The following is a 23299-nucleotide window of genomic DNA, read 5'->3' as shown; positions in this document are numbered from 1 at the left end:
CCGCATACATCGAGAGGAGGTGCAGCGAAGCAAACCGTAGGCGATGCCCCCTGATGGACACCGTAGCGAGGGAACACTGAGCCTAAGCGAAGTGCCGTACGCCGGGGCAAAAGCCTTTTGGTTCCTTTTTGGCGTTTGAAAAAGGGACTCGCTGTAAGAGCGAAACCGCCAGCGGCAGCACCCGAAGCAACGGATATGCCCCGATCCAAAAGATCGCAAAAAACCACAAAAACAAAAACGGCCCCCATTCTCATGGAGGCCGTTTCCGATACAACTTAAGGCGCTATCGCAAGACAGCTCTTATTTGCGGTCTTCCAGCTTGGTGATATCCCGCGACTCGTAGCCAGTGTACAGCTGACGCGGACGGCCAATCTTGTAAGGACTGGAGAGCATTTCCTTCCAGTGTGAAATCCAGCCGACAGTACGTGCCAGGGCGAAGATCACGGTGAACATGCTGGTCGGAATGCCGATCGCCTTGAGGATGATCCCCGAGTAGAAGTCGACGTTCGGGTACAGCGAGCGCTCGATGAAGTACGGGTCGGTCAGAGCGATCTCTTCCAGGCGCATGGCCAGTTCGAGTTGCGGATCGTTCTGGATGCCCAGTTCCTTCAACACTTCGTCGCAGGTCTGCTTCATCACGGTCGCACGTGGGTCGCGGTTCTTGTAGACGCGGTGACCGAAGCCCATCAACTTGAACGGATCGTTCTTGTCCTTGGCCTTGGCGATGAACTTGTCGATGTTCGAGACATCGCCGATTTCATCGAGCATGGTCAGCACGGCTTCGTTCGCACCGCCGTGGGCAGGGCCCCACAGTGCGGCGATGCCGGCGGCGATACAGGCGAACGGGTTGGCACCCGAGGAGCCCGCCAGACGCACGGTGGAGGTCGAAGCGTTCTGCTCGTGGTCGGCGTGGAGGATGAAGATCCGGTCCATGGCCTTGGCGAGTACCGGGCTGATCGGTTTGATCTCGCACGGGGTGTTGAACATCATGTGCAGGAAGTTTTCCGCGTACGACAGGTCGTTGCGCGGGTACATCATGGGTTGACCCATGGAGTACTTGTAAACCATCGCGGCCAGGGTCGGCATCTTGGCAACCAGGCGGATCGCGGAGATTTCGCGATGCTGCGGGTTATTGATGTCGAGGGAGTCGTGGTAGAAGGCCGAGAGGGCGCCGACTACACCACACATGACAGCCATCGGGTGGGCGTCACGGCGGAAGCCGTTGAAGAAGGTTTTCAGCTGCTCGTGAACCATGGTGTGGTTCTTCACGGTGCCGACGAACTGGGCCTTCTGTTCTGCGGTCGGCAGTTCGCCGTTCAGCAGCAGGTAGCAGGTTTCCAGGTAGTCCGACTTTTCAGCCAGCTGTTCGATCGGGTAGCCGCGGTGCAGCAGGATGCCGTTGTCGCCGTCGATATAGGTGATCTTCGATTCGCAGGAAGCGGTCGACATGAAACCGGGGTCGAAAGTGAAGCGGCCCGTGGCCGTCAGGCCCCGAACATCGATAACATCGGGACCAACGGTGCCGGTTAAAATGGGCAGCTCGACGGGGGCTGCGCCCTCGATGATCAACTGCGCTTTTTTGTCAGCCATGTGGCCTCCTATTTATGCTTGAAATCATCAGACAGACCCCCCACGCAGGGCCCGCACCACTATAGTGAGATAAATTCGAATGTCAATTTGCCTAAAGTCTTGCTCCAGAAGGCTTTAACCGCACTTTTTCCTCGAAATTGCCTGCCATTTACGCCTTTTATACGACTTGTGCAATCCGCTATTGGGGGTAGGCGATTGCGTTGTCATTAGTAGCCTAACTGTCTATACTCGGCGACCGACCGCCAAGGGCTTTTGGGCTTGCTTTCATTGGGGGTCGCATCCCTGGGTGGTGGTTACCTGACCAGTGCACTCCCCAACAACTTTGCCCTGATTGTTAGGGGCTCTTCAGTGTGAAAAAAAAGCCGTGAAAAGCCAACGACCTGTAAACCTAGACCTAAGGACCATCAAACTCCCCATCACCGGCGTTACGTCGTTTCTTCACCGTGTTTCCGGCATCATCCTCTTCCTGGGCCTTGGCATCATGCTTTATGCATTGGGCAAATCCCTGGGTTCCGAGGAAGGTTATGTCGAGGTGAAGGCATGCTTGACCAGCCCGCTGGCCAAGTTCGTAGCATGGGGCCTCCTGTCCGCTCTTCTGTATCACCTGGTTGCCGGTGTGCGCCACTTGATCATGGACATGGGCATCGGTGAGACGCTGGAAGGCGGCCGCCTGGGCTCGAAACTGATCATCGCCGTTTCCGTGGTGCTGATCGTTCTGGCAGGAGTTTGGATATGGTAACCAGCGTTACAAACCTTTCGCGTTCGGGCCTCTATGACTGGATGGCACAGCGTGTGTCTGCGGTCGTTCTCGCGGCTTATTTCATATTCCTGATCGGCTACCTCGCCGCGAACCCGGGCATTGGCTACGACCAATGGCACGGCCTGTTCGCCCACAACGGAATGCGTATCTTCAGTCTGCTGGCACTGGTTGCCCTGGGCGCTCACGCCTGGGTCGGCATGTGGACCATCGCGACCGACTACCTGACGCCAATGGCGCTGGGCAAGTCCGCGACTGCAGTACGTTTCCTTTTCCAGGCAGTATGCGGCGTCGCGATGTTCGCTTACTTCGTCTGGGGTGTGCAGATTCTCTGGGGTATCTGATTCATGGCTAACATTCCAACGATTTCTTTCGACGCCATCATTATTGGTGGCGGCGGTGCCGGCATGCGCGCGGCGCTGCAACTGGCACAGGGCGGTCACAAGACTGCCGTGATCACCAAGGTTTTCCCGACCCGTTCGCACACTGTGTCCGCACAGGGCGGGATCACCTGCGCCATCGCTTCGGCCGACCCGAACGATGACTGGCGCTGGCACATGTACGATACCGTCAAGGGTTCCGACTACATCGGTGACCAGGACGCTATCGAATACATGTGTCAGGAAGGCCCGGCTGCCGTTTTCGAGCTGGACCACATGGGTCTGCCGTTCTCGCGTACCGAGCAAGGCCGTATCTACCAGCGTCCGTTCGGCGGTCAGTCGAAGGATTACGGTAAAGGCGGGCAGGCTGCCCGTACGTGCGCCGCTTCCGACCGTACCGGTCACGCGCTGCTGCACACCCTTTATCAGGGCAACCTGAAAGCCGGTACCACGTTCCTGAACGAGTACTACGCTGTCGACCTGGTGAAAAACCAGGAAGGCGAATTCGTTGGTGTGATCGCAATCTGCATCGAAACCGGCGAAACCACCTACATCCGCGCCAAGGCCACCGTGCTGGCTACCGGCGGTGCAGGTCGTATCTATGCATCCACCACCAACGCCCTGATCAACACCGGTGACGGCGTCGGCATGGCTCTGCGTGCTGGCGTGCCGGTACAAGACATCGAAATGTGGCAGTTCCACCCGACCGGTATCGCCGGCGCCGGTGTACTGGTTACCGAAGGTTGCCGTGGTGAAGGTGGTTACCTGATCAACAAGCACGGCGAGCGTTTCATGGAGCGTTATGCTCCGAACGCCAAAGACCTGGCCGGCCGTGACGTGGTTGCCCGTTCGATGGTTAAAGAAATCATCGCCGGCAACGGTTGCGGTCCGAATGGCGACCACGTGATGCTCAAACTCGACCACCTGGGCGAGGAAGTGCTGCACAGCCGTCTGCCAGGCATCTGCGAACTGTCGAAGACTTTTGCACACGTTGACCCGGTGGTTGCTCCGGTTCCGGTTGTTCCGACTTGCCACTACATGATGGGCGGCGTTGCCACCAACATTCATGGCCAGGCGATCACCCAGGACGCCGAAGGCGTGGATCAGATCATCCCTGGTCTGTTCGCAGTAGGTGAAGTGGCTTGCGTATCGGTTCACGGTGCCAACCGTCTGGGCGGCAACTCGCTGCTCGACCTGGTGGTATTCGGCCGCGCTGCCGGCCTGCACCTGGAGAAGGCGCTGACCGACGGCATTGAATACGACGACGCTACCGAAGCCGATATCGAAGCTGCCCTGGCACGTCTGAACGCCCTGAACAACCGTACCGACGGCGAAGACGTCGCTACCCTGCGTCGCGAGCTGCAAAGCTGCATGCAGAACTACTTCGGTGTATTCCGTACCGGCGAATACATGCAGAAGGGTATTGCCCAGCTGGCCGATCTGCGCAAGCGCATCGCCAACGTGAAGATCAACGATAAGTCGCAGGCGTTCAACACTGCACGTATCGAAGCGCTGGAACTGCAAAACCTGCTGGAAGTGGCTGAAGCTACCGCCATCGCTGCCGAAGTACGTAAAGAGTCCCGCGGCGCTCACGCCCGTGAAGACTTCGAAGACCGTGACGACGAAAACTGGCTGTGCCACACCCTGTACTTCCCGGGTGAGAAACGCGTCGCCAAGCGTGCCGTGAACTTCTCGCCGAAGACTGTTCCGACTTTCGAACCTAAAGTCCGGACTTATTAAGGGTGACCGCCATGTTGCAAGTCAGTGTTTATCGTTACAACCCTGATCAGGACGCTGCGCCGTTCATGCAGGAATTCCAGGTTGATACCGGTGGTAAAGACCTGATGGTGCTGGACGTGCTGGCCCTGATCAAAGAGCAGGACGAAGGTTTCTCCTATCGTCGCTCCTGCCGTGAAGGCGTCTGTGGCTCCGACGGCATGAACATCAACGGCAAGAACGGCCTGGCGTGCATCACGCCGCTGTCCGCTGTTGTCAAAGGTAACAAGCTGATCGTTCGTCCGCTGCCAGGTTTGCCGGTTATCCGTGACCTGGTTGTCGATATGAGCATCTTCTACAAGCAATACGAGAAGGTTAAGCCATTCCTGCAGAACGACACGCCGGCTCCGGCCATCGAGCGTCTGCAGTCCCCTGAAGAGCGTGAAAAGCTCGACGGTCTGTACGAGTGCATCCTGTGCGCCTGCTGCTCGACCTCTTGCCCGTCCTTCTGGTGGAACCCGGACAAGTTCCTGGGTCCAGCTGCCCTGCTGCAAGCGTACCGCTTCCTGGCAGACAGCCGTGATACCAAGACGTCCGAGCGTCTGGCGTCCCTCGATGACCCGTTCAGCGTCTTCCGCTGCCGGGGCATCATGAACTGCGTCAACGTATGTCCGAAAGGCCTGAACCCGACTAAGGCCATCGGTCACATCCGTAACATGCTGCTTTCGAGCGGCGTGTGATTCAGCTGCTGTAACCGCTGTACCCGCAGAGGGCTTAGGCGCGGGCTTCAACCCGCGCCATGGCTATAACCAGAGCAGCAGCCATAAGCTGCGGCTCTTATTTTGAAGAAATGAGACAAGCAGGGGCATCCGGGCTGGTACCCGGACTATCAGTGTGATCCTAAGTGGCTTGTTTTGGTCGCTGCATTCGGACTTCTGCAAGCTTGCTCGGTGTCGGCACCGATGGTGTTCCCCTAACCGAGGGTGACCAAGCATGCAAGAAAGCGTGATGCAGCGCATGTGGAACAGCGCCTACCTTTCAGGTGGAAACGCTGCCTATGTGGAAGAGCTCTACGAGCTCTACCTGCACGACCCTAACGCTGTGCCAGAAGAGTGGCGCACCTACTTTCAGAAGCTGCCTGCCGACGGCAGCTCTGCCACCGATGTTTCGCACTCCACAATTCGCGATCATTTCGTGCTGCTGGCAAAGAACCAGCGCCGCGCCCAACCGGTTTCCGCCGGCAGCGTGAGCAGTGAGCACGAGAAGAAGCAAGTTGAAGTGCTGCGATTGATCCAGGCCTACCGTATGCGTGGCCACCAGGCAGCCCAGCTTGACCCGCTGGGGCTGTGGCAGCGTCCTGCACCTGCAGACCTGTCGATCAATCACTACGGCTTGACCAATGCCGATCTTGATACGACCTTCCGTGCCGGCGACCTGTTCATCGGCAAAGAGGAAGCGAGCCTACGCGAAATTCACGAAGCGTTGCAGCAGACATATTGCCGCACCATCGGCGCTGAATTTACGCACATCACCGATTCCGAGCAGCGCCAGTGGTTCCAGCAGCGTCTGGAAAGCGTGCGTGGTCGTCCGGAATACTCCGCGGACATCAAGAGCCACCTGCTCGAGCGCGTGACGGCCGGTGAAGGCCTGGAAAAATACCTGGGTACCAAATACCCGGGCACCAAGCGTTTCGGTCTGGAAGGCGGCGAAAGCCTGATTCCGATGCTCGACGAACTGATTCAGCGTTCCGGTTCCTACGGCACCAAGGAAGTCGTCATCGGCATGGCCCACCGTGGTCGTCTGAACGTACTGGTCAACACCTTCGGCAAGAACCCGCGCGAGCTGTTCGACGAGTTCGAAGGCAAGAAGAAGGTCGAGCTGGGTTCCGGTGACGTCAAATACCACCAAGGCTTCTCGTCCAACGTAATGACCACCGGCGGTGAAGTTCACCTGGCCATGGCGTTCAACCCGTCCCACCTGGAAATCGTTTCCCCGGTGGTCGAGGGTTCGGTTCGCGCCCGTCAGGACCGTCGCAACGATTCGACCGGTGAGAAGGTTCTGCCGATCTCCATCCACGGTGATGCTGCATTCGCAGGTCAGGGCGTGGTCATGGAAACCTTCCAGATGTCGCAGACCCGCGGTTTCAAGACCGGCGGTACCGTGCACATCGTGATCAACAACCAGGTCGGTTTCACCATCAGCAACCCGCTGGACTCGCGTTCCACCGAGTACGCCACCGACGTCGCGAAAATGATCCAGGCGCCGATCCTCCATGTGAATGGTGATGATCCGGAAGCCGTATTGTTCGTGACCCAGCTGGCCATCGACTACCGCATGCAGTTCAAGCGTGACGTGGTGATCGACCTGGTCTGCTACCGTCGTCGCGGCCACAACGAGGCCGACGAGCCAAGCGGCACCCAGCCTCTGATGTATCAGCAGATCACCAAGCAGCGCACCACCCGTGAGCTGTACGCTGATCGTCTGACCCAGGCCGGTGTGCTGGACGCAGAGCGTGTTCAGGCGAAAGTCGACGAATACCGCAACGCGCTGGACAACGGTCTGCACGTCGTGAAATCGCTGGTCAAAGAGCCGAACAAAGAGCTGTTCGTCGACTGGCGTCCGTATCTGGGCCACGCCTGGACTGCGCGTCACGACACTCGCTTCGACCTCAAGACCCTGCAGGAACTGTCCGCCAAGCTGCTGGAAATTCCGGAAGGCTTCGTGGTTCAGCGTCAGGTCGCGAAGATCTACGAAGACCGTCAGAAGATGCAAGCCGGCGGCCTGCCGATCAACTGGGGTTACGCCGAAACCATGGCGTACGCGACCCTGGCGTTCGAAGGTCACCCGATCCGCATGACTGGCCAGGACATCGGCCGCGGTACGTTCTCGCACCGTCACGCTGTGCTGCACAACCAGAAAGATGCCGGTACCTACATTCCGCTCAAGCATCTGTATGAAGGTCAGCCTCGCTTCGACCTGTACGACTCGTTCCTGTCGGAAGAAGCCGTACTGGCGTTCGAATACGGTTACTCGACCACCACGCCAAACGCGCTGGTGATCTGGGAAGCCCAGTTTGGCGACTTCGCCAACGGTGCACAGGTTGTTATCGACCAGTTCATCACCAGCGGCGAGCACAAGTGGGGCCGTCTCTGCGGTCTGACCATGCTGCTGCCGCACGGCTACGAAGGTCAGGGCCCTGAGCACAGCTCGGCACGTCTTGAGCGTTACCTGCAGCTGTGCGCCGAGCACAACATTCAGGTGTGCATGCCGACCACCCCGGCCCAGATCTACCACTTGCTGCGCCGTCAGGTGATTCGCCCGCTGCGCAAGCCATTGGTCGTTCTGACTCCAAAGTCGCTGCTGCGCCACAAACTGGCCATCTCGACCCTGGAAGATCTGGCCGAAGGTTCGTTCCAGACCGTTATCCCGGAAATCGATGCCCTGGACCCGAAAAAGGTCGAGCGCGTTGTTCTGTGCAGCGGCAAGGTCTACTACGACCTGCTGGAAAAACGTCGTGCCGAAGGCCGCGAAGATATCGCCATCGTGCGTATCGAGCAGCTGTACCCATTCCCTGAGGACGACTTGAAAGAAGTCCTGGCTCCTTACACCAATGCCAAAGCGGCCGTGTGGTGTCAGGAAGAGCCGATGAACCAGGGCGCCTGGTACTGCAGCCAGCACCACCTGCGTCGCAGCATCAGCAACCTCAACAAATCTCTCGTACTCGAGTACGCGGGCCGTGAGGCTTCTGCTGCCCCAGCATGTGGTTACGCATCGATGCACGCCGAGCAGCAGGAACAACTGCTGCAAGACGCGTTTACCGTTTAACGCCTTCGCGCACCTGAAACCGAATTTAAGGAACCACAGATAATGGCTATCGAGATCAAAGCCCCCACTTTCCCGGAATCGGTTGCCGATGGCACCGTTGCCACCTGGCACAAACAACCGGGCGACGCCGTCAAGCGTGACGAACTGATCGTCGACATCGAAACCGACAAAGTCGTACTGGAAGTGCTGGCTACCGCCGACGGCGTGCTGGGCGCAATCGTCAAGGGCGAGGGCGACACCGTCCTGTCCGACGAAGTCCTGGGCTCCATCGTTGAAGGCGGCGCTGCTGCCGCCGCTCCGGCTGCCGCTGCTGCTCCGGCCGCTGCTGCCGCTGCACCTGCTGCCGCTGATGGCGAAGACGACCCGATCGCTGCTCCTGCCGCGCGCAAGCTGGCTGAAGAGAACGGCATCAACATCGCGTCCGTTGCCGGCACCGGCAAGGGCGGTCGCGTGACCAAGGAAGACGTGGTTGCAGCCGTTGCTGCCAAGAAAGCCGCTCCGGCTGCCGCGCCTGCCAAGGCTGCTGCTCCGGCCGCCGCCGCTCCTGTGTTCGCCGCTGGCGACCGCATCGAGAAGCGCGTTCCGATGACCCGCGTTCGTGCCACCGTTGCCAAGCGTCTGGTTGAAGCTCAATCGAACATGGCGATGCTGACCACTTTCAACGAAGTCGACATGACCGAAGTCATGGCCCTGCGTTCGAAGTACAAGGACCTGTTCGAGAAGTCCCACAACGGCGTACGCCTGGGCTTCATGTCGTTCTTCGTCAAGGCTGCCACCGAAGCGTTGAAACGCTTCCCGGCGGTCAACGCTTCGATCGACGGCAACGACATCGTTTACCACGGTTATGCCGACATCGGTGTCGCTGTTTCCAGCGACCGTGGCCTGGTAGTTCCGGTTCTGCGTAACGCCGAGCACATGAGCCTGGCTGAAATCGAAGGCGGCATCGCCACCTTCGGCAAGAAAGCTCGTGACGGCAAACTGTCGATGGACGAAATGACCGGCGGCACCTTCACCATCACCAACGGTGGTACTTTCGGTTCGATGATGTCGACCCCGATCGTCAACCCGCCGCAGGCAGCGATTCTGGGCATGCACAACATTATCCAGCGTCCGATGGCCATCAACGGTCAGGTCGTGATCCGTCCGATGATGTACCTGGCACTGTCCTACGATCACCGTCTGATCGATGGCAAAGAAGCTGTAACCTTCCTGGTGACCATCAAGAACCTGCTGGAAGATCCGGCTCGTCTATTGCTGGATATCTGATAGAAGCAGCTGCAAGCTTCGAGCAACAAGCCGCAAGAAAGGGCGGCTTGGCTTGAAGCTTGTGGCTTGAAGCTTTTCGCTAAAGAGGATTTTTTGAATGTCGCAGAAATTTGACGTAGTGGTGATCGGTGCGGGCCCTGGCGGCTACGTGGCAGCTATCAAGGCCGCGCAACTCGGCCTGAGCACTGCCTGCATCGAGAAGTACACCGATGCTGAAGGCAAGCAAGCCCTGGGCGGCACCTGCCTGAACGTAGGCTGCATTCCTTCCAAGGCGCTGCTGGACAGCTCCTGGAAATACAAGGAAGCGAAAGAAAGCTTCAACGTCCACGGTATCTCGACCGGCGAAGTCAAAATGGACGTCGCTGCGATGGTTGGCCGCAAGGCTGGCATCGTCAAGAACCTGACCGGTGGTGTTGCCACTCTGTTCAAGGCCAACGGCGTTACTTCGATCCAGGGCCACGGCAAACTGCTGGCCGGCAAGAAAGTCGAAGTCACCAAGCCGGACGGCTCGGTTGAAGTCATCGAAGCCGAAAACGTCATTCTGGCTCCAGGCTCGCGTCCGATCGACATTCCACCGGCTCCGGTCGATCAGAAAGTCATCGTCGATTCGACCGGCGCTCTGGAATTCCAATCCGTACCTAAGCGTCTGGGCGTGATCGGCGCTGGCGTGATCGGTCTGGAGCTGGGTTCGGTCTGGTCGCGTCTGGGTGCGGAAGTGACTGTTCTGGAAGCCCTGGACACCTTCCTGATGGCGGCGGACACCGCGGTTTCCAAGGAAGCGCTGAAAACCCTGACCAAGCAAGGTCTGGACATCAAACTGGGCGCTCGCGTAACCGGCTCGAAAGTGAACGGCGACGAAGTCGTCGTGAACTACACCGATGCCAACGGCGAACAGACCATCACTTTCGACAAGCTGATCGTAGCCGTTGGTCGCCGTCCGGTGACCACTGATCTGCTGGCTGCCGACAGCGGCGTGACCCTGGACGAGCGCGGTTTCGTGCACGTTGACGATCACTGCGCCACCACCGTGCCGGGCGTATACGCCATCGGTGACGTGGTTCGCGGCATGATGCTGGCTCACAAGGCCTCGGAAGAGGGCATCATGGTTGTAGAGCGCATCAAGGGCCACAAGGCCCAGATGAACTATGACCTGATCCCTTCGGTTATTTATACTCACCCGGAAATCGCATGGGTCGGTAAAACCGAGCAGGCCTTGAAAGCTGAAGGCGTTGAAGTTAACGTCGGCACCTTCCCGTTCGCAGCATCCGGCCGTGCCATGGCCGCCAACGATACCGGTGGTTTCGTCAAGGTCATCGCCGATGCCAAGACTGACCGCGTATTGGGCGTGCACGTGATTGGCCCGAGCGCTGCAGAACTGGTTCAGCAGGGCGCGATCGGTATGGAATTCGGCACCAGCGCTGAAGACCTGGGCATGATGGTTTTCTCCCATCCGACCCTGTCTGAAGCCTTGCACGAAGCAGCTTTGGCAGTGAATGGCGGCGCCATCCACATTGCCAACCGCAAGAAGCGTTAAGACACAATAAGAAACCACGGCGGTACGGCCCGTCGTGAGCCTTGCGTGCAAGACTCACCGCGGAATGTCCGCTGGACGCAGCCTTGCGTAGCTGCACCGGGTATCCGGAAAGGCTACGCAAGCAGCAGTCACAGGTGGCGCGGCACTCATAAAGAGCGCAGCGCCGAATGCGCAGTACCTAACGAAGACGGTAAAAAGCATGAATCTTCACGAGTATCAGGGTAAGCAGCTGTTCGCTGAATACGGCCTGCCAGTTTCCACTGGTTTCGCAGTAGACACCCCGGAAGCAGCAGCAGAAGCTTGCGACAAAATCGGCGGCAACGAGTGGGTTGTCAAAGCCCAGGTTCACGCCGGTGGTCGCGGTAAAGCGGGCGGCGTCAAGCTGGTTCGCAGCAAAGAAGACGCCAAAGCCTTCGCACAGCAGTGGCTGGGCAAGCGTCTGGTGACTTACCAGACTGACGCCAACGGCCAGCCAGTCACCAAGATCCTGGTTGAATCGTGCACTGATATCGCTAAAGAGCTGTACCTGGGCGCTGTCGTTGACCGTTCGAGCCGTCGCATCGTGTTCATGGCTTCCACCGAAGGTGGCGTGGACATCGAGAAAATCGCTCACGACACTCCAGAAAAAATTCTGAAAGCCACTATTGATCCACTGGTTGGCGCTCAGCCATTCCAGGGTCGCGAGCTGGCATTCCAGCTGGGTCTGGAAGGCAAGCAGGTTGCTCAGTTCGCCAAGATCTTCGTAGGTCTGGCCAAGCTGTTCAAGGATCACGACCTGGCTCTGCTGGAAGTGAACCCGCTGGTGATCAAGGCTGACGGCGATCTGCACTGCCTGGACGCCAAGATCAACATCGACGCCAACGCAATGTACCGTCAGCCCAAGCTGAAGACTTTCCACGATCCGTCGCAGGACGATCCGCGCGAAGCGCACGCTGCCAAGTTCGAACTGAACTACGTAGCACTGGAAGGCAACATCGGCTGCATGGTGAACGGTGCCGGCCTGGCCATGGGTACCATGGACATCGTCAACCTGCACGGCGGCAAGCCAGCCAACTTCCTCGACGTAGGTGGTGGTGCTACCAAAGAACGCGTAACCGAAGCTTTCAAGATCATTCTGTCCGACAGCAATGTCGCTGCAGTACTGGTTAACATCTTCGGCGGCATCGTTCGTTGCGACATGATTGCCGAAGGCATCATCGGTGCAGTGAAAGAAGTCGGCGTGAAAATCCCGGTTGTTGTTCGTCTTGAAGGCAACAACGCTGAACTGGGCGCTAAAGTACTGGCAGAAAGCGGTTTGAACATCATCGCTGCTACCAGCCTGACCGACGCTGCTCAACAAGTCGTTAAAGCTGCGGAGGGCAAGTAATGAGCGTCCTGATCAATAAAGACACCAAAGTAATCTGCCAGGGCTTCACCGGCGCGCAGGGTACTTTCCACTCCGAACAAGCCATTGCCTACGGCACCAAAATGGTTGGCGGCGTGACCCCAGGCAAAGGTGGCACCACTCACCTGAACCTGCCTGTGTTCAACACCGTGAAAGAAGCTGTAGAAGCCACTGGCGCCACCGCCAGCGTGATCTACGTTCCGGCTCCTTTCTGCAAGGACTCGATCCTGGAAGCAGCTTTCGGCGGCATCAAGCTGATCGTCTGCATCACCGAAGGCATTCCTACCCTGGACATGCTGGACGCCAAAGTTAAGTGCGACGAGCTGGGTGTTACCCTGATCGGCCCTAACTGCCCAGGCGTGATCACCCCAGGCGAATGCAAGATCGGCATCATGCCAGGTCACATTCACTTGCCAGGCAAGGTCGGTATCGTTTCCCGTTCCGGCACCCTGACCTACGAAGCTGTGAAGCAGACCACTGACGCCGGTTTCGGTCAGTCGACTTGCGTCGGCATCGGCGGTGACCCGATCCCGGGTTCGAACTTCATCGACATCCTGAAGCTGTTCCAGGAAGACCCGAAGACCGAAGCGATCGTCATGATCGGCGAGATCGGCGGTTCGGCTGAAGAAGAAGCGGCTGCCTACATCAAGGCTAACGTGACCAAGCCGGTTGTTTCCTACATCGCTGGTGTGACTGCTCCTCCGGGCAAGCGCATGGGCCATGCTGGCGCAATCATCTCCGGCGGCAAAGGCACTGCAGACGAGAAATTCGCTGCTCTGCAAGACGCAGGCGTGAAAACCGTGCGTTCGCTGGCAGACATCGGCAAGGCCCTGGCCGAGCTGACTGGCTGGGAAGTGAAGAAGTAAGCTTCGGCTGACTTCTCTGCTCCAGCAACAAAGGCCACCTTCGGGTGGCCTTTGTCGTTTCTGGCGTTCGGGTGGACGATGGCAATTTTATAAGCACTCACCCAATAACATGCAAAAAAGCGACACAGAAACGTCGCGTATCGGATAGTTCGCCCTCTAACAGTGCGTTTGTCGGGCAAATTCGTTAGGCTAGCCGCCATTTTGCGTCTGCCGCCCACAAGGCATGCAACGCGCTAAACGGGTCAGTCTTATACGGATTGACAGCATTTCCCTAACCCCACAGGGAAATCCCCCTCTAAATTCCGATTCAGTAGTGTGGTATTTCCTTAATGAAAGTTTTGAAAGGTCAGGACATCCTGGCACTTGGCTTTATGACATTCGCCCTGTTCGTCGGGGCCGGCAACATCATCTTCCCGCCTATCGTCGGTTTGCAGTCCGGGCCTAACGTCTGGATCGCGGCGCTGGGCTTTCTGATCACGGCGGTCGGTCTGCCGGTGGTCACCGTGGTCGCACTGGCCAAGGTCGGTGGCGCAATGGACGCCCTGAGCAGCCCGATCGGCAAGATCGCTGGCGGCGTACTGGCAGCGGCTTGCTACCTGGCCGTCGGCCCATTGTTCGCCACCCCGCGAACCGCGACCGTCTCCTTTGAAGTAGGTCTGGCGCCGCTGACCGGCGAGAGCCCGCTGGCACTGTTCCTCTACAGTTCGGTGTACTTCCTGCTGGTGTTCTTCATTTCGCTCTACCCTGGGCGTCTGCTGGACACCGTCGGTCGCTTCCTCGCGCCGCTGAAGATCATCGCTCTGGCCGTGCTCGGCATCGCCGCATTCGCACTGCCGGCCGGTGACATCGGCGTGGCCACTCCGGAATACGTTGCGGCACCGTTCTCCCAGGGCTTCATCAATGGTTACCTGACCATGGATACCCTCGGCGCACTGGTGTTCGGCATCGTCATCGTCAACGCGATCCGCTCCCGTGGCGTCGAGTCGCCGGCGCTGATCACCCGTTACGCGATCATTGCCGGGCTGATTGCCGGTGTCGGTCTGGCGCTGGTGTATGTCAGCCTGTTCCGTCTGGGTTCCGGCAGCCATGAAGTGGCGGCGGGCGCGACCAACGGTGCGGCGGTGCTGCACGCTTACGTGCAACACACCTTCGGTTCGCTGGGCAGTGGCTTCCTCGCCGTGCTGATTTCCCTGGCGTGTCTGGTGACAGCGGTTGGCCTGACCTGCGCCTGTGCCGAATACTTCAGCCGCGTATTGCCGCTGTCCTACAAGACTCTGGTGATCATTCTGGCGGCGTTCTCGCTGCTGGTGTCCAACCTGGGTCTGACCAAGCTGATCGCGTTCTCGATCCCGGTACTGACCGCGATCTACCCGCCGTGCATCGTGCTGGTGGCCCTGAGCTTCTGTGCGGCGTTCTGGCATGAACAGAGCCGCATCATGGGCCCGGTAATGTTGGTGTCGTTTGTGTTCGGTACCATCGATGCCCTGAAAGGCGCCGGTCTGGCTGACTGGATGCCATCGCAACTGGCCCACCTGCCGCTGAGCGAGCAAGGTCTGGCGTGGCTGGTGCCGTGCGTGATGACCCTGGTGGTTGCCGTGGTTTGCGACCGCCTGCTGGGCAAGCGCGCCGAAGCACTCGCCTAAGACTGCCGGGCCGCCACAAGCGGCTGCCGAGCGATTAAACAGAAATGCCCCGTATCAATCGATGCGGGGCATTTTTTGTATTTCACACACTATTGTTGGTAGCGAGATAGCGGACGACGGTAGCCGTATTGAATTGGTAGCGACAGTTGCCGGATGCAATGATTTTGTTGTCAGGTTGCACGACGACTGACTCCCATAGTTCTCGATCATACCCGATATTCGTTTCTTGAAATCCAGCGGTTCCGAAGGTGGTATCAGGTTTGCCTGTCACATCGTATCGGGCGACTAGCGAACTTTCATAACTCCTGAGACCGAGCAGGCCTGCAACAACAATTCCACTGATTGTGTTTCCACCTATCGCGCTCCATGCGTTGGCCTCTCCTGTTGGCGCTTCACTGACCACAGGCTTGCCTCCGTTGAAAACGAGGTTGGGGCTGCCATTAGCGTTGTAAAAAGCAATTACGCCTCTTCGCTCACGCCCCCAGACGTCATTCGAATTCAGATCTCGCGATCCAGCGACAATAACGCTGCCATCCGGATTCAGCATCATGCTCGAAAACCCTGTGTATACGCCGTCCACTCGGATTCGGATTTCGCCGTTTTGCCCAAATCCCTGGTCGGGTGTTCCATTGGGGTGGTAGCGGGCGATGAGGCCCTCATAGTCAAATGTGGAGCCTGCAATGGTGATCTTTCCGTCGTTCGATACGGCCACAGCTGCGATGCGGTAATTGGTGTTCAGACTGCCGCTGCCATTGAACGATAAGTCTGGAGAACCGTCGTGTGAGAATTTTTGGATCAGTGTCCATGAAGTGAATACGATTGCACCATCAGGGCCGATTGCAACGTTGGAAAGGGGAGAGTTCGAGGTATTTGCCGACATCGCTATCAGGCTCAATACATTGGGATTCGCAATCGGTGGGACGATCACTACGCCGTCATCACCAAAAGTTTGGTCACGAGTTCCATCTGAAAGAAGGCGCAGGATGGCTTGATTCTGAGCATCAGTACCATAATGGGTGCCGATCAGAATAATGCTGCCGTCGTCATTTCGTTGAGCCCCAGATGGAAACGCGGGAGCACCATCCTTGAAGCCGCCGGTGAATATTCCGTTATTGGCGAATCCGGTATCCAGGGTGCCGTTTTCCAGGAGTTGAACCAGCTGGAAGTCCAGGCGATCCTCCCATCTGACGCTTCCCCACATCAAGATTTTGCCTTCGTCGAGTCGTGCCACAATATCAAGGGTGTTGCTCCCTGGGAGGGAAAAATCATAGGCAACTCCATCTTCACCAAACGTGGGATCAAAGCCTTGGTTGTTCTGACTTTTTTTCGCGCGTGTCTGAGCTGGTTTTGACATGGTTGGTGCTCCGGGATGGCAGTTGGTCATTCTCCAATGACGTTACTCGGCTGAAGTCCACCTTGCACCTGTCAGAATTGACAGCTATTGATTGCACACGACCAATAGAATTCTCAATAAGCGGTGCCTTTTGCGCTCATCTGGCGTCCAAGCTGGGTTCATGTCGCGAGGGTAAAACTATGAAGTTATTGCTTGCGCGGAAACTTTTCTTGCTACTTGCCTAGCTATCATCAAAGGACCTGCATGTCGTTCATCCAAGCCAACCTGATCCATCTGCTGGCCGCGCTCTGGTTTGTCATCTGCTGGGGCGGTTACACCCGTTATGCCACTTGGAAGGGCCGTGACACCGCGTGCCTGGCCAGCGTGCTGCACCTGTACCGCGAAGACTGGATGCGCCGCATGCTGCTGCGCGACAACCGCATCGCCGATGCCAGCGTGATCGGCAACCTTGAGCGCAACGCCTCGTTCTTCGCTTCCAGCACGCTGATTATCCTGGCGGGCATTCTGACCGTGCTCGGCGCTTCCGAGCGCGCGGTGTCATTGCTGGCGGATATTCCGATGGTGCAACAGGCCTCGCAGGGCATGTCGGAGATCAAGTTGCTGTGCCTGGCGCTGGTGTTCGTCTATGCCTTCTTCACCTTCAGCTGGTGCATGCGCCAGTACAACTTCGCCGCGATTCTGGTCGGCTCGGCCCCGATGATCGGTGAGCGGCAAGTCTCGGAGCAGGAGCGCAAGGCGTTCGCCTCGCGGGCAGCTCGGGTGATTTCGATGGCGGCCAACCAGTTCAACTTCGGTCTGCGTTCCTATTACTTCGGGATGAGCATGCTGGCGTGGTTCGTCAGCCCGTGGCTGTTCATGTTGATGAGCGCCGGCGTGGTGCTGGTGTTGTATCGCCGGGAGTTTCATTCCGACGTGCTCGATGTAATGGTCTATACCCCTACAGAGGCGCCATTGCCCGAAGCGAACAAAGAGGCTGCTTGATGAGTATTCCGTTCTGGTGTGTGTTTATCAGTGCATTGTTGATCTACGTGGCGCGTATGCCGGTCGGCAAGGCCATGAAAGAGCAGGGCGGTTACAACAACCATCTGCCGCGTCAGCAGCAGGCGCAACTCACCGGTTACGGCGCCCGGGCACTGGCGGCACATCAGAACAGCATCGAAGCGTTCATCCTGTTCGCCGTTGGCGTGCTGATGGCGCATACCACGCAGACGGCGGGATGGCTGATCGATACATTGGCGATCATCTTCGTGATCTCACGGATTTTCTATCTGTGGTTCTACCTGGCGGATCTTCCCAAGCTGCGCAGTCTGGTCTGGCTGGTCGGCTTAGTGTGTTCATTGTTGCTGATGATTAGTCCGACTTTTAGAACTGTTTTGCTCTAAGACGGCATGGGCAAAAAATCACAGACAAAAGAAAACCCGCACTTGGCGGGTTTTCTTTTGAGTTGTCGAGAAGCGGCTTATTGCTTCTTGGCAGCTTCTTCTTGCGCTGCAGCGTTCGATTCGGCCTGAGCTTTGGCAGCTTCGGCGTTTTCTTTCGCTGCGTCGTTCACTTTATCCTGAGCTTTGTTCATGTCTTGCTGAGCTTGTTCAGCATGTTGGTTGGCATCTTGAGCTTTGTCCTCGGATTTTTTATCGCAGGCAGCGAGACCGAGGGAAGCGGTCAACATCAAGGCAATAGCTAAAGTCTTACGCATGGGGTGTTTCTCCTTATGGAAAATAACTACTGGCCTTAAGAGCTCAGGCCCACGGCTTAAGTTCCTCATTTCTTTCAGATATATAAGTTTGTTTTGCAATGGAACTTTTGCTGTTCTTTCCACTACTGGGAATAGCCACTAACAAGAGTAATTATCAAATGGCCGAAAACCCCGTTTTTGAGCGTGCGACACGGTTTCTCTCGGCCCTGCGCCACTGTCAGGTGCTGGGATTGAAGGTGCACAGCGCAAGTAGCGAAGGCCTGACTGTGGTGCTGCCGTACAGTGCGCAAATCGTCGGCAATCCGCTGACCGGCGTCATCCACGGCGGGGCGATCACGTCGCTGATGGATACCGCGTGCGGCATGTCGATCCTGTGCGTCCTGCCGGAATTCGAAGTCTGCCCGACCCTCGATCTGCGCATCGACTATATGCATGCCGCCGAGCCGCATAAAGATGTTTACGGCTTCGCCCAATGTTATCGAGTCACCACCGATGTGATCTTCGCTCGCGGATTTGCCTATCAGGATGATCCCGAGCAACCGATTGCCCATGTCGTCGGCACCTTCATGCGCATGGGCAAAGGCCTGAAAGGCACCAAAGGCTTCGGTGGCGCGATCAAGGGAGAAACCCCATGAGCGACGACTTCAAGCAGCAATTGCAAGAGGCACACGAGAAGGGTGACTACGCGCCGCTCCTGAAGCTGATTCCCTATGCCGGGCTGATCGGCGTCGAGTGTTCGCGGGTCGGTGATGACTTGCTGTTCAAGCTGCCGGCCAACAAGGACAACATTGGTAACCCTTTATTGCCGGCGATCCACGGCGGGGTAATTGCCGGGTTCATGGAGCTGTCCGCGGCCCTGCACCTGCTGATTTTCACCGGCGCGCCCGGTGTGCCGAAGATTATCGATTTTTCCCTCGATTACCTGCGGGCCGGGCAGTTTCGCGATACCTGGGCCCGATGTCAGGTCTGCCGTCAGGGCCGGCGGGTGGCCAACGTCGCGGTCACGGCCTGGCAAAGTACCGAGAGCGAACCGATCGCCACCGCTCGCGCGCACTTCAAAATCGATGAGCCCTTGAAATCCTGAAGCACGCCCCCAACTCACAGAACAACCCGCTGCCGACCAGCAAGGTCGCGGCCAATGCCATCTGATTGGAGTTTGATGACCATGAGTGTGGAAACTCAAAAGGAAACCCTGGGCTTCCAGACCGAGGTGAAGCAACTGCTGCACCTCATGATCCATTCGCTGTATTCCAACAAGGAAATCTTCCTTCGCGAATTGATCTCGAACGCCTCTGACGCTGTCGACAAATTGCGCTTCGAAGCCCTGGCCAAGCCTGAGTTGCTCGAAGGTGGCGATGAACTGAAAATCCGTGTGAGCTTCGACAAGGACGCCCAGACCGTCACCCTCGAAGACAACGGCATCGGCATGAACCGTGACGATGTGATCACCCACCTGGGTACCATCGCCAAATCCGGCACTGCCGATTTCATGAAAAACCTGTCCGGCGATCAGAAGAAGGATTCGCACCTGATCGGTCAGTTCGGCGTGGGTTTCTACTCGGCCTTCATCGTTGCCGACAAAGTTGACGTGTACAGCCGTCGCGCCGGCACCGCTGCCAGCGAAGGCGTGCACTGGTCGTCGAAAGGCGAGGGCGAATTTGAAGTCGCCACCATCGACAAACCGGAACGCGGCACCCGCATCGTCCTGCACCTGAAATCCGGTGAAGACGAGTTCGCCGATGGCTGGCGTCTGCGCAACATCATCAAGAAGTACTCCGACCACATCGCGCTGCCGATCGAGCTGCCAAAAGAAGTGGCCGCTGCCGAAGGCGAAGAGAAGCCTGAAGTTGAATGGGAAACCGTCAACCGCGCCAGCGCCCTGTGGACCCGTCCTCGCACTGAAGTGAAGGACGAGGAATACCAGGAGTTCTACAAACACATCGCCCACGACTTCGAAAATCCGCTGTCGTGGAGTCACAACAAGGTTGAAGGCAAGCTCGAGTACAGCTCGCTGCTGTACGTGCCGGCCCGCGCACCGTTCGATCTGTACCAGCGTGAAGCGTCGAAAGGCCTGAAGCTGTACGTGCAGCGCGTGTTCGTGATGGATCAGGCCGAGTCGTTCCTGCCGCTGTACCTGCGCTTCATCAAGGGCGTGGTCGACTCCAACGACCTGTCGCTGAACGTGTCGCGGGAAATCCTGCAGAAAGACCCGATCATCGACTCGATGAAGTCGGCGCTGACCAAGCGCGTGCTGGACATGCTGGAAAAACTGGCAAAGAACGAGCCTGAGCAATACAAGGGCTTCTGGAAGAACTTCGGTCAGGTCATGAAAGAAGGCCCGGCAGAAGATTTCGCCAACAAGGAAAAAATTGCCGGTCTGCTGCGCTTCGCATCGACCAACGGCACCGACGGCGAGCAGATCGTCGGTCTGGCCGAGTACCTGGCGCGCGCCAAGGAAGGTCAGGACAAGATCTACTACCTCACCGGCGAAACCTACGCGCAGGTCAAGAACAGCCCGCACCTGGAAGTCTTCCGCAAGAAAGGCATCGAAGTGCTGCTGCTGACCGACCGTATCGACGAGTGGCTGATGAGTTACCTCAGCGATTTCGACGGCAAGACGTTTGTCGACGTCGCGCGCGGTGACCTGGATCTGGGCAACCTGGACTCGGAAGAGGACAAGAAGGCCCAGGAAGAAGTCGCCAAGTCGAAAGAAGGTCTGGTCGAGCGTCTGAAAACCGCACTGGGCGACTCCGTTGCCGAAGTCCGGGTTTCCCATCGCCTGACGGATTCGCCGGCCATTCTGGCCATCGGCGAGCAGGATCTGGGTCTGCAAATGCGTCAGATCCTTGAAGCCAGTGGGCAGAAGGTGCCGGATTCGAAGCCGATCTTCGAATTCAACCCGAGCCACCCGCTGATCGAGAAGCTCGACAACGAGGCCAGCGAAGATCGCTTCAGCGACCTGTCGCACATCCTCTTCGACCAGGCCGCCCTGGCGGCGGGCGACAGCTTGAAAGACCCGGCCGCTTACGTGAAACGTCTGAACAAGCTGCTGGTTGAACTGTCGGTTTAACCAAGCTGCAGAAAAACCCGCTTCGGCGGGTTTTTTCATTCTGGAATTCAACCAATCTGGAGTCAGAAATGAGCCAAGTCACTGTACGTTCCGTGGTCTATCAGATTGACGGCCAAGCCTATGAAGGTCGTCTGGCGTTCGACGCCGAGCACAAAGGCGCGCGTCCGGGCCTGCTGATGGCGCCGAACTGGATGGGTGTCAGCGCTGGCGCTGAAGAGATCGCCAAATCGGTGGCGGCCAAGGGTTATGTGGTGCTGATCGCTGACGTGTATGGCCAGGCCGTGCGTCCGCAGAATGCCGATCAGGCCGGTGCGGCAATGATGCCGCTGAAGAATGACCGCGCGCTGCTGCGCAAGCGTATGCAGGCCGCGTTCGAACAATTGCAGAAGCAGGGCGAGGCGGCGGTCGATACCTCGAAACTGGCGGTGTTCGGTTTCTGCTTCGGCGGCTGCTGTGCGCTGGATCTGGCGCGCACTGGTGCTGCGGTGAAAGCGGCGGTGTCGTTCCACGGCACGCTGGACTCGCCGAACCCGGCGGACGCGAAGAACATCAAGGGCTCGGTGTTGGTGCTGCACGGTGCTTCGGACCCGCTGGTGCCGAAAGAGCAGTTGCCGGCATTCGAGGACGAGATGAACGCCGCCGGTGTGGACTGGCAGTTGCTGAGCTACGGTGGCGCGGTGCACTCGTTCACTGATCCGCACGCCAATGTGCCGGGCAAGATGATGTACGACGCGAAGACCGCAGCGCGGGCGTTCAAGTCGATGCATGACTTGCTGGAAGAAGTGTTCAAGGGCTGAATCGGCTGAACGCACTCCCACGCCTGGCGTGGGAGTGTGGCTTTACAGCGGTGTCGGTTCGCTGCGCGATTTAGGCAGCTCGATCCGCTCGACTTCCCCCGGCACCGTCGGCCAATCCCCGGCCGCCCACTTGCGCCGCGCCTCATCGATTGCCGCCGGATCGCTCGCAACAAAATTCCAGTTGATCCGCCGTGGCCCGTCCAGTGGCGCACCGCCGAACAACACTGCGTGACTGTCGCTCTCGGCAAACAGGCTCATCTCTTCCCCGGCCGGCAACACTACCAGCGCATGGGGTTCGACCGCTTCGCCATTCAATTGCACATCACCACTCAACACATACAGCGCCCGCTCGTCATGTTCGGTCGGGATCAGCAGCGTGGTCGCGGTTTGCATCTTCAGTTCGGCATACAGCGTAGGAGAAAGCACCGGCACCGGCGATTCCAGGCAAAAGCCTGACCCGGCGATCATGCGGATCTGTACACCGAGGTTATCGCTGACCGGCAAGGTCGAGGCCGGGTGATGGCTGTAATGCCCCGGGCCTTGTTCGTGATCCTTGGGCGAGGCGAGCCAGATTTGCAGGCCGTGCATCTTGAAGCTTTGCTCCCACAGCGGTTCGGGCGTGCGCTCGACGTGCGCGATCGCCGTGCCGGCCGTCATCCAGCTGACATCGCCGGCGCTGACCACCTGATCCGAACCCAGGCTGTCCTTGTGCTGGATCTGTCCTTCGAACAAATACGTGAGGGTCGACAGACCGATGTGCGGATGCTGTCGGATGTTCATGCCTTTGCCCGCCGGATAAACCGTTTCGAGCATGTGGTCGAAAAACACAAAAGGCCCAACGCTGCGGCATTTGGCTGACGGCAGCGGGCGCAGGATCGGCTGGCCTTCGACGTCTTCGGCGCGCGGGCGGATGATCAGGGGTTGGGTGTCCATGTTCCATTCCAGGCTTGGCGGGTGATGCGTGGAGCATAACCCGCCGGTGTCGTCGGGGTGATTACTGGCTGTCGAAGCCGACTGGCGCGTGGGTTTCGATGGTGACTTCGCTGGTGGTCATCAGCTTGTGGATCGGGCAGCGGTCGGCAACACGCAGCAGTTCTTCGCGCTGGGCATCGGTGAGCACGCCCTTGAGGGTGAGGGTCACGTGCAGGGCGTACTTGCCTTTCTGTTCCTCGCTGTTGTCGCGTTTGACCTCAACGCCGACGCCGGTCAGCGGGATGTCCTTTTTCTTCGCGTACAGCTTCAGGGTCAGAGCCTTGCAGGCACCGAGGGCGGCATCGAAGTAATCGTGCGGCTCCGGCGCCGAGCCTTCGCCGCCGGCAGTCGTCGGGACGTCTGCAAACAGCTCATGCTCATCGATCTGAACGGTGTGGCGAAAACCTTCGGCGGACACGGTATTGACGGTAACGGTCATGTGAACCTCG

21 protein-coding genes are annotated in these 23299 nt (G+C 58.2%); 16 read left to right on the top strand and 5 right to left on the bottom strand.

Features of this window, described 5'->3' with window-relative positions; translation table 11 throughout:
- Nucleotides 1-300 precede the first annotated feature (300 nt).
- Nucleotides 301-1590, bottom strand: coding sequence for a citrate synthase (gltA, locus tag ACM6JM_RS23790; RefSeq protein WP_007959044.1), 1290 nt, complete (start codon nucleotides 1588-1590; stop codon nucleotides 301-303).
- Nucleotides 1591-1954: 364 nt separating this feature from the next.
- Between gltA and sdhC the strand changes: the two genes are divergently transcribed.
- From sdhC to brnQ, 10 genes are all read left to right on the top strand, one after another.
- Nucleotides 1955-2329, top strand: coding sequence for a succinate dehydrogenase, cytochrome b556 subunit (gene sdhC, locus ACM6JM_RS23785; RefSeq protein WP_011333113.1), 375 nt, complete (start codon nucleotides 1955-1957; stop codon nucleotides 2327-2329).
- Entirely contained in the window at nucleotides 2323-2691 is a 369-nt protein-coding gene (sdhD, locus tag ACM6JM_RS23780; RefSeq protein ID WP_007977503.1) for a succinate dehydrogenase, hydrophobic membrane anchor protein, read from the top strand. Before sdhC ends, sdhD begins: the two co-directional genes overlap by 7 nt.
- Before the next feature lie 3 nt (nucleotides 2692-2694).
- The gene (gene sdhA / locus ACM6JM_RS23775; RefSeq protein WP_011333114.1) at nucleotides 2695-4467 is read left to right on the top strand and encodes a succinate dehydrogenase flavoprotein subunit; all 1773 of its coding nucleotides are present in this window, start codon (nucleotides 2695-2697) and stop codon (nucleotides 4465-4467) included.
- An 11-nt stretch (nucleotides 4468-4478) separates the two neighbouring features.
- Nucleotides 4479-5183: a succinate dehydrogenase iron-sulfur subunit gene (locus ACM6JM_RS23770; protein WP_007959035.1), complete on the top strand. Its 705-nt coding sequence runs from the start codon at nucleotides 4479-4481 to the stop codon at nucleotides 5181-5183.
- Between the two features lie 253 nt (nucleotides 5184-5436).
- Complete coding sequence (locus ACM6JM_RS23765) at nucleotides 5437-8268, top strand: 2-oxoglutarate dehydrogenase E1 component (RefSeq protein WP_039769786.1); 2832 nt, start codon at nucleotides 5437-5439, stop codon at nucleotides 8266-8268.
- 42 nt (nucleotides 8269-8310) lie between these two features.
- Entirely contained in the window at nucleotides 8311-9534 is a 1224-nt protein-coding gene (odhB, locus tag ACM6JM_RS23760; RefSeq protein ID WP_039769789.1) for a 2-oxoglutarate dehydrogenase complex dihydrolipoyllysine-residue succinyltransferase, read from the top strand.
- A gap of 97 nt (nucleotides 9535-9631) precedes the next feature.
- Complete coding sequence (gene lpdA / locus ACM6JM_RS23755) at nucleotides 9632-11068, top strand: dihydrolipoyl dehydrogenase (RefSeq protein WP_011333117.1); 1437 nt, start codon at nucleotides 9632-9634, stop codon at nucleotides 11066-11068.
- 199 nt (nucleotides 11069-11267) lie between these two features.
- Nucleotides 11268-12434: an ADP-forming succinate--CoA ligase subunit beta gene (gene sucC / locus ACM6JM_RS23750; RefSeq protein WP_007959029.1), complete on the top strand. Its 1167-nt coding sequence runs from the start codon at nucleotides 11268-11270 to the stop codon at nucleotides 12432-12434.
- A complete protein-coding gene (gene sucD, locus ACM6JM_RS23745; protein ID WP_011333119.1) occupies nucleotides 12434-13318 on the top strand; it encodes a succinate--CoA ligase subunit alpha in 885 nt (294 codons plus the stop codon). The genes sucC and sucD overlap by 1 nt, the downstream gene beginning before the upstream one ends.
- Nucleotides 13319-13647: 329 nt before the next feature.
- Nucleotides 13648-14961, top strand: coding sequence for a branched-chain amino acid transport system II carrier protein (gene brnQ / locus ACM6JM_RS23740; RefSeq protein ID WP_039769790.1), 1314 nt, complete (start codon nucleotides 13648-13650; stop codon nucleotides 14959-14961).
- A gap of 82 nt (nucleotides 14962-15043) precedes the next feature.
- Here brnQ and ACM6JM_RS23735 read toward each other — a convergent pair whose 3' ends face one another.
- Nucleotides 15044-16315, bottom strand: coding sequence for a delta-60 repeat domain-containing protein (locus tag ACM6JM_RS23735; protein ID WP_039769791.1), 1272 nt, complete (start codon nucleotides 16313-16315; stop codon nucleotides 15044-15046).
- A gap of 243 nt (nucleotides 16316-16558) precedes the next feature.
- Between ACM6JM_RS23735 and ACM6JM_RS23730 the strand changes: the two genes are divergently transcribed.
- On the top strand, nucleotides 16559-17296 hold the full coding sequence (locus ACM6JM_RS23730; RefSeq protein ID WP_011333121.1) for a DUF599 domain-containing protein: 738 nt from the start codon (nucleotides 16559-16561) through the stop codon (nucleotides 17294-17296).
- Nucleotides 17296-17697, top strand: a complete 402-nt coding sequence (locus ACM6JM_RS23725; protein ID WP_039769793.1) for an MAPEG family protein — start codon at nucleotides 17296-17298, stop codon at nucleotides 17695-17697. Before ACM6JM_RS23730 ends, ACM6JM_RS23725 begins: the two co-directional genes overlap by 1 nt.
- A gap of 77 nt (nucleotides 17698-17774) precedes the next feature.
- On the opposite strand, the gene ACM6JM_RS23720 is transcribed toward ACM6JM_RS23725, so the two are convergent.
- A complete protein-coding gene (locus ACM6JM_RS23720; protein ID WP_007959016.1) occupies nucleotides 17775-18011 on the bottom strand; it encodes a hypothetical protein in 237 nt (78 codons plus the stop codon).
- A 158-nt stretch (nucleotides 18012-18169) separates the two neighbouring features.
- Between ACM6JM_RS23720 and ACM6JM_RS23715 the strand changes: the two genes are divergently transcribed.
- The 4 genes from ACM6JM_RS23715 (at nucleotide 18170) to ACM6JM_RS23700 (ending at nucleotide 21878) form a co-directional block, all read left to right on the top strand.
- Nucleotides 18170-18646, top strand: coding sequence for a PaaI family thioesterase (locus ACM6JM_RS23715; protein ID WP_210709422.1), 477 nt, complete (start codon nucleotides 18170-18172; stop codon nucleotides 18644-18646).
- Nucleotides 18643-19095: a PaaI family thioesterase gene (locus ACM6JM_RS23710; protein ID WP_007959014.1), complete on the top strand. Its 453-nt coding sequence runs from the start codon at nucleotides 18643-18645 to the stop codon at nucleotides 19093-19095. The genes ACM6JM_RS23715 and ACM6JM_RS23710 overlap by 4 nt, the downstream gene beginning before the upstream one ends.
- Nucleotides 19096-19176: 81 nt before the next feature.
- Nucleotides 19177-21081, top strand: coding sequence for a molecular chaperone HtpG (gene htpG, locus ACM6JM_RS23705; RefSeq protein ID WP_414882605.1), 1905 nt, complete (start codon nucleotides 19177-19179; stop codon nucleotides 21079-21081).
- A 68-nt stretch (nucleotides 21082-21149) separates the two neighbouring features.
- On the top strand, nucleotides 21150-21878 hold the full coding sequence (locus ACM6JM_RS23700) for a dienelactone hydrolase family protein (RefSeq protein ID WP_414882604.1): 729 nt from the start codon (nucleotides 21150-21152) through the stop codon (nucleotides 21876-21878).
- Nucleotides 21879-21920: 42 nt separating this feature from the next.
- Here ACM6JM_RS23700 and ACM6JM_RS23695 read toward each other — a convergent pair whose 3' ends face one another.
- Both ACM6JM_RS23695 and ACM6JM_RS23690 read right to left on the bottom strand, forming a co-directional pair.
- On the bottom strand, nucleotides 21921-22811 hold the full coding sequence (locus ACM6JM_RS23695) for a pirin family protein (RefSeq protein WP_039769798.1): 891 nt from the start codon (nucleotides 22809-22811) through the stop codon (nucleotides 21921-21923).
- A gap of 61 nt (nucleotides 22812-22872) precedes the next feature.
- Nucleotides 22873-23289: an OsmC family protein gene (locus ACM6JM_RS23690; RefSeq protein ID WP_074687563.1), complete on the bottom strand. Its 417-nt coding sequence runs from the start codon at nucleotides 23287-23289 to the stop codon at nucleotides 22873-22875.
- Nucleotides 23290-23299: the final 10 nt, after the last annotated feature.

The organism is Pseudomonas sp. IT-P2 (assembly GCF_949767575.1).
GTDB classification, from domain to species: Bacteria; Pseudomonadota; Gammaproteobacteria; order Pseudomonadales; family Pseudomonadaceae; genus Aquipseudomonas; species Aquipseudomonas pharyngis.
The sequence above is the reverse complement of the archived record's forward strand: the minus strand, read 5'-3'. Positions and strand labels throughout refer to the sequence as shown.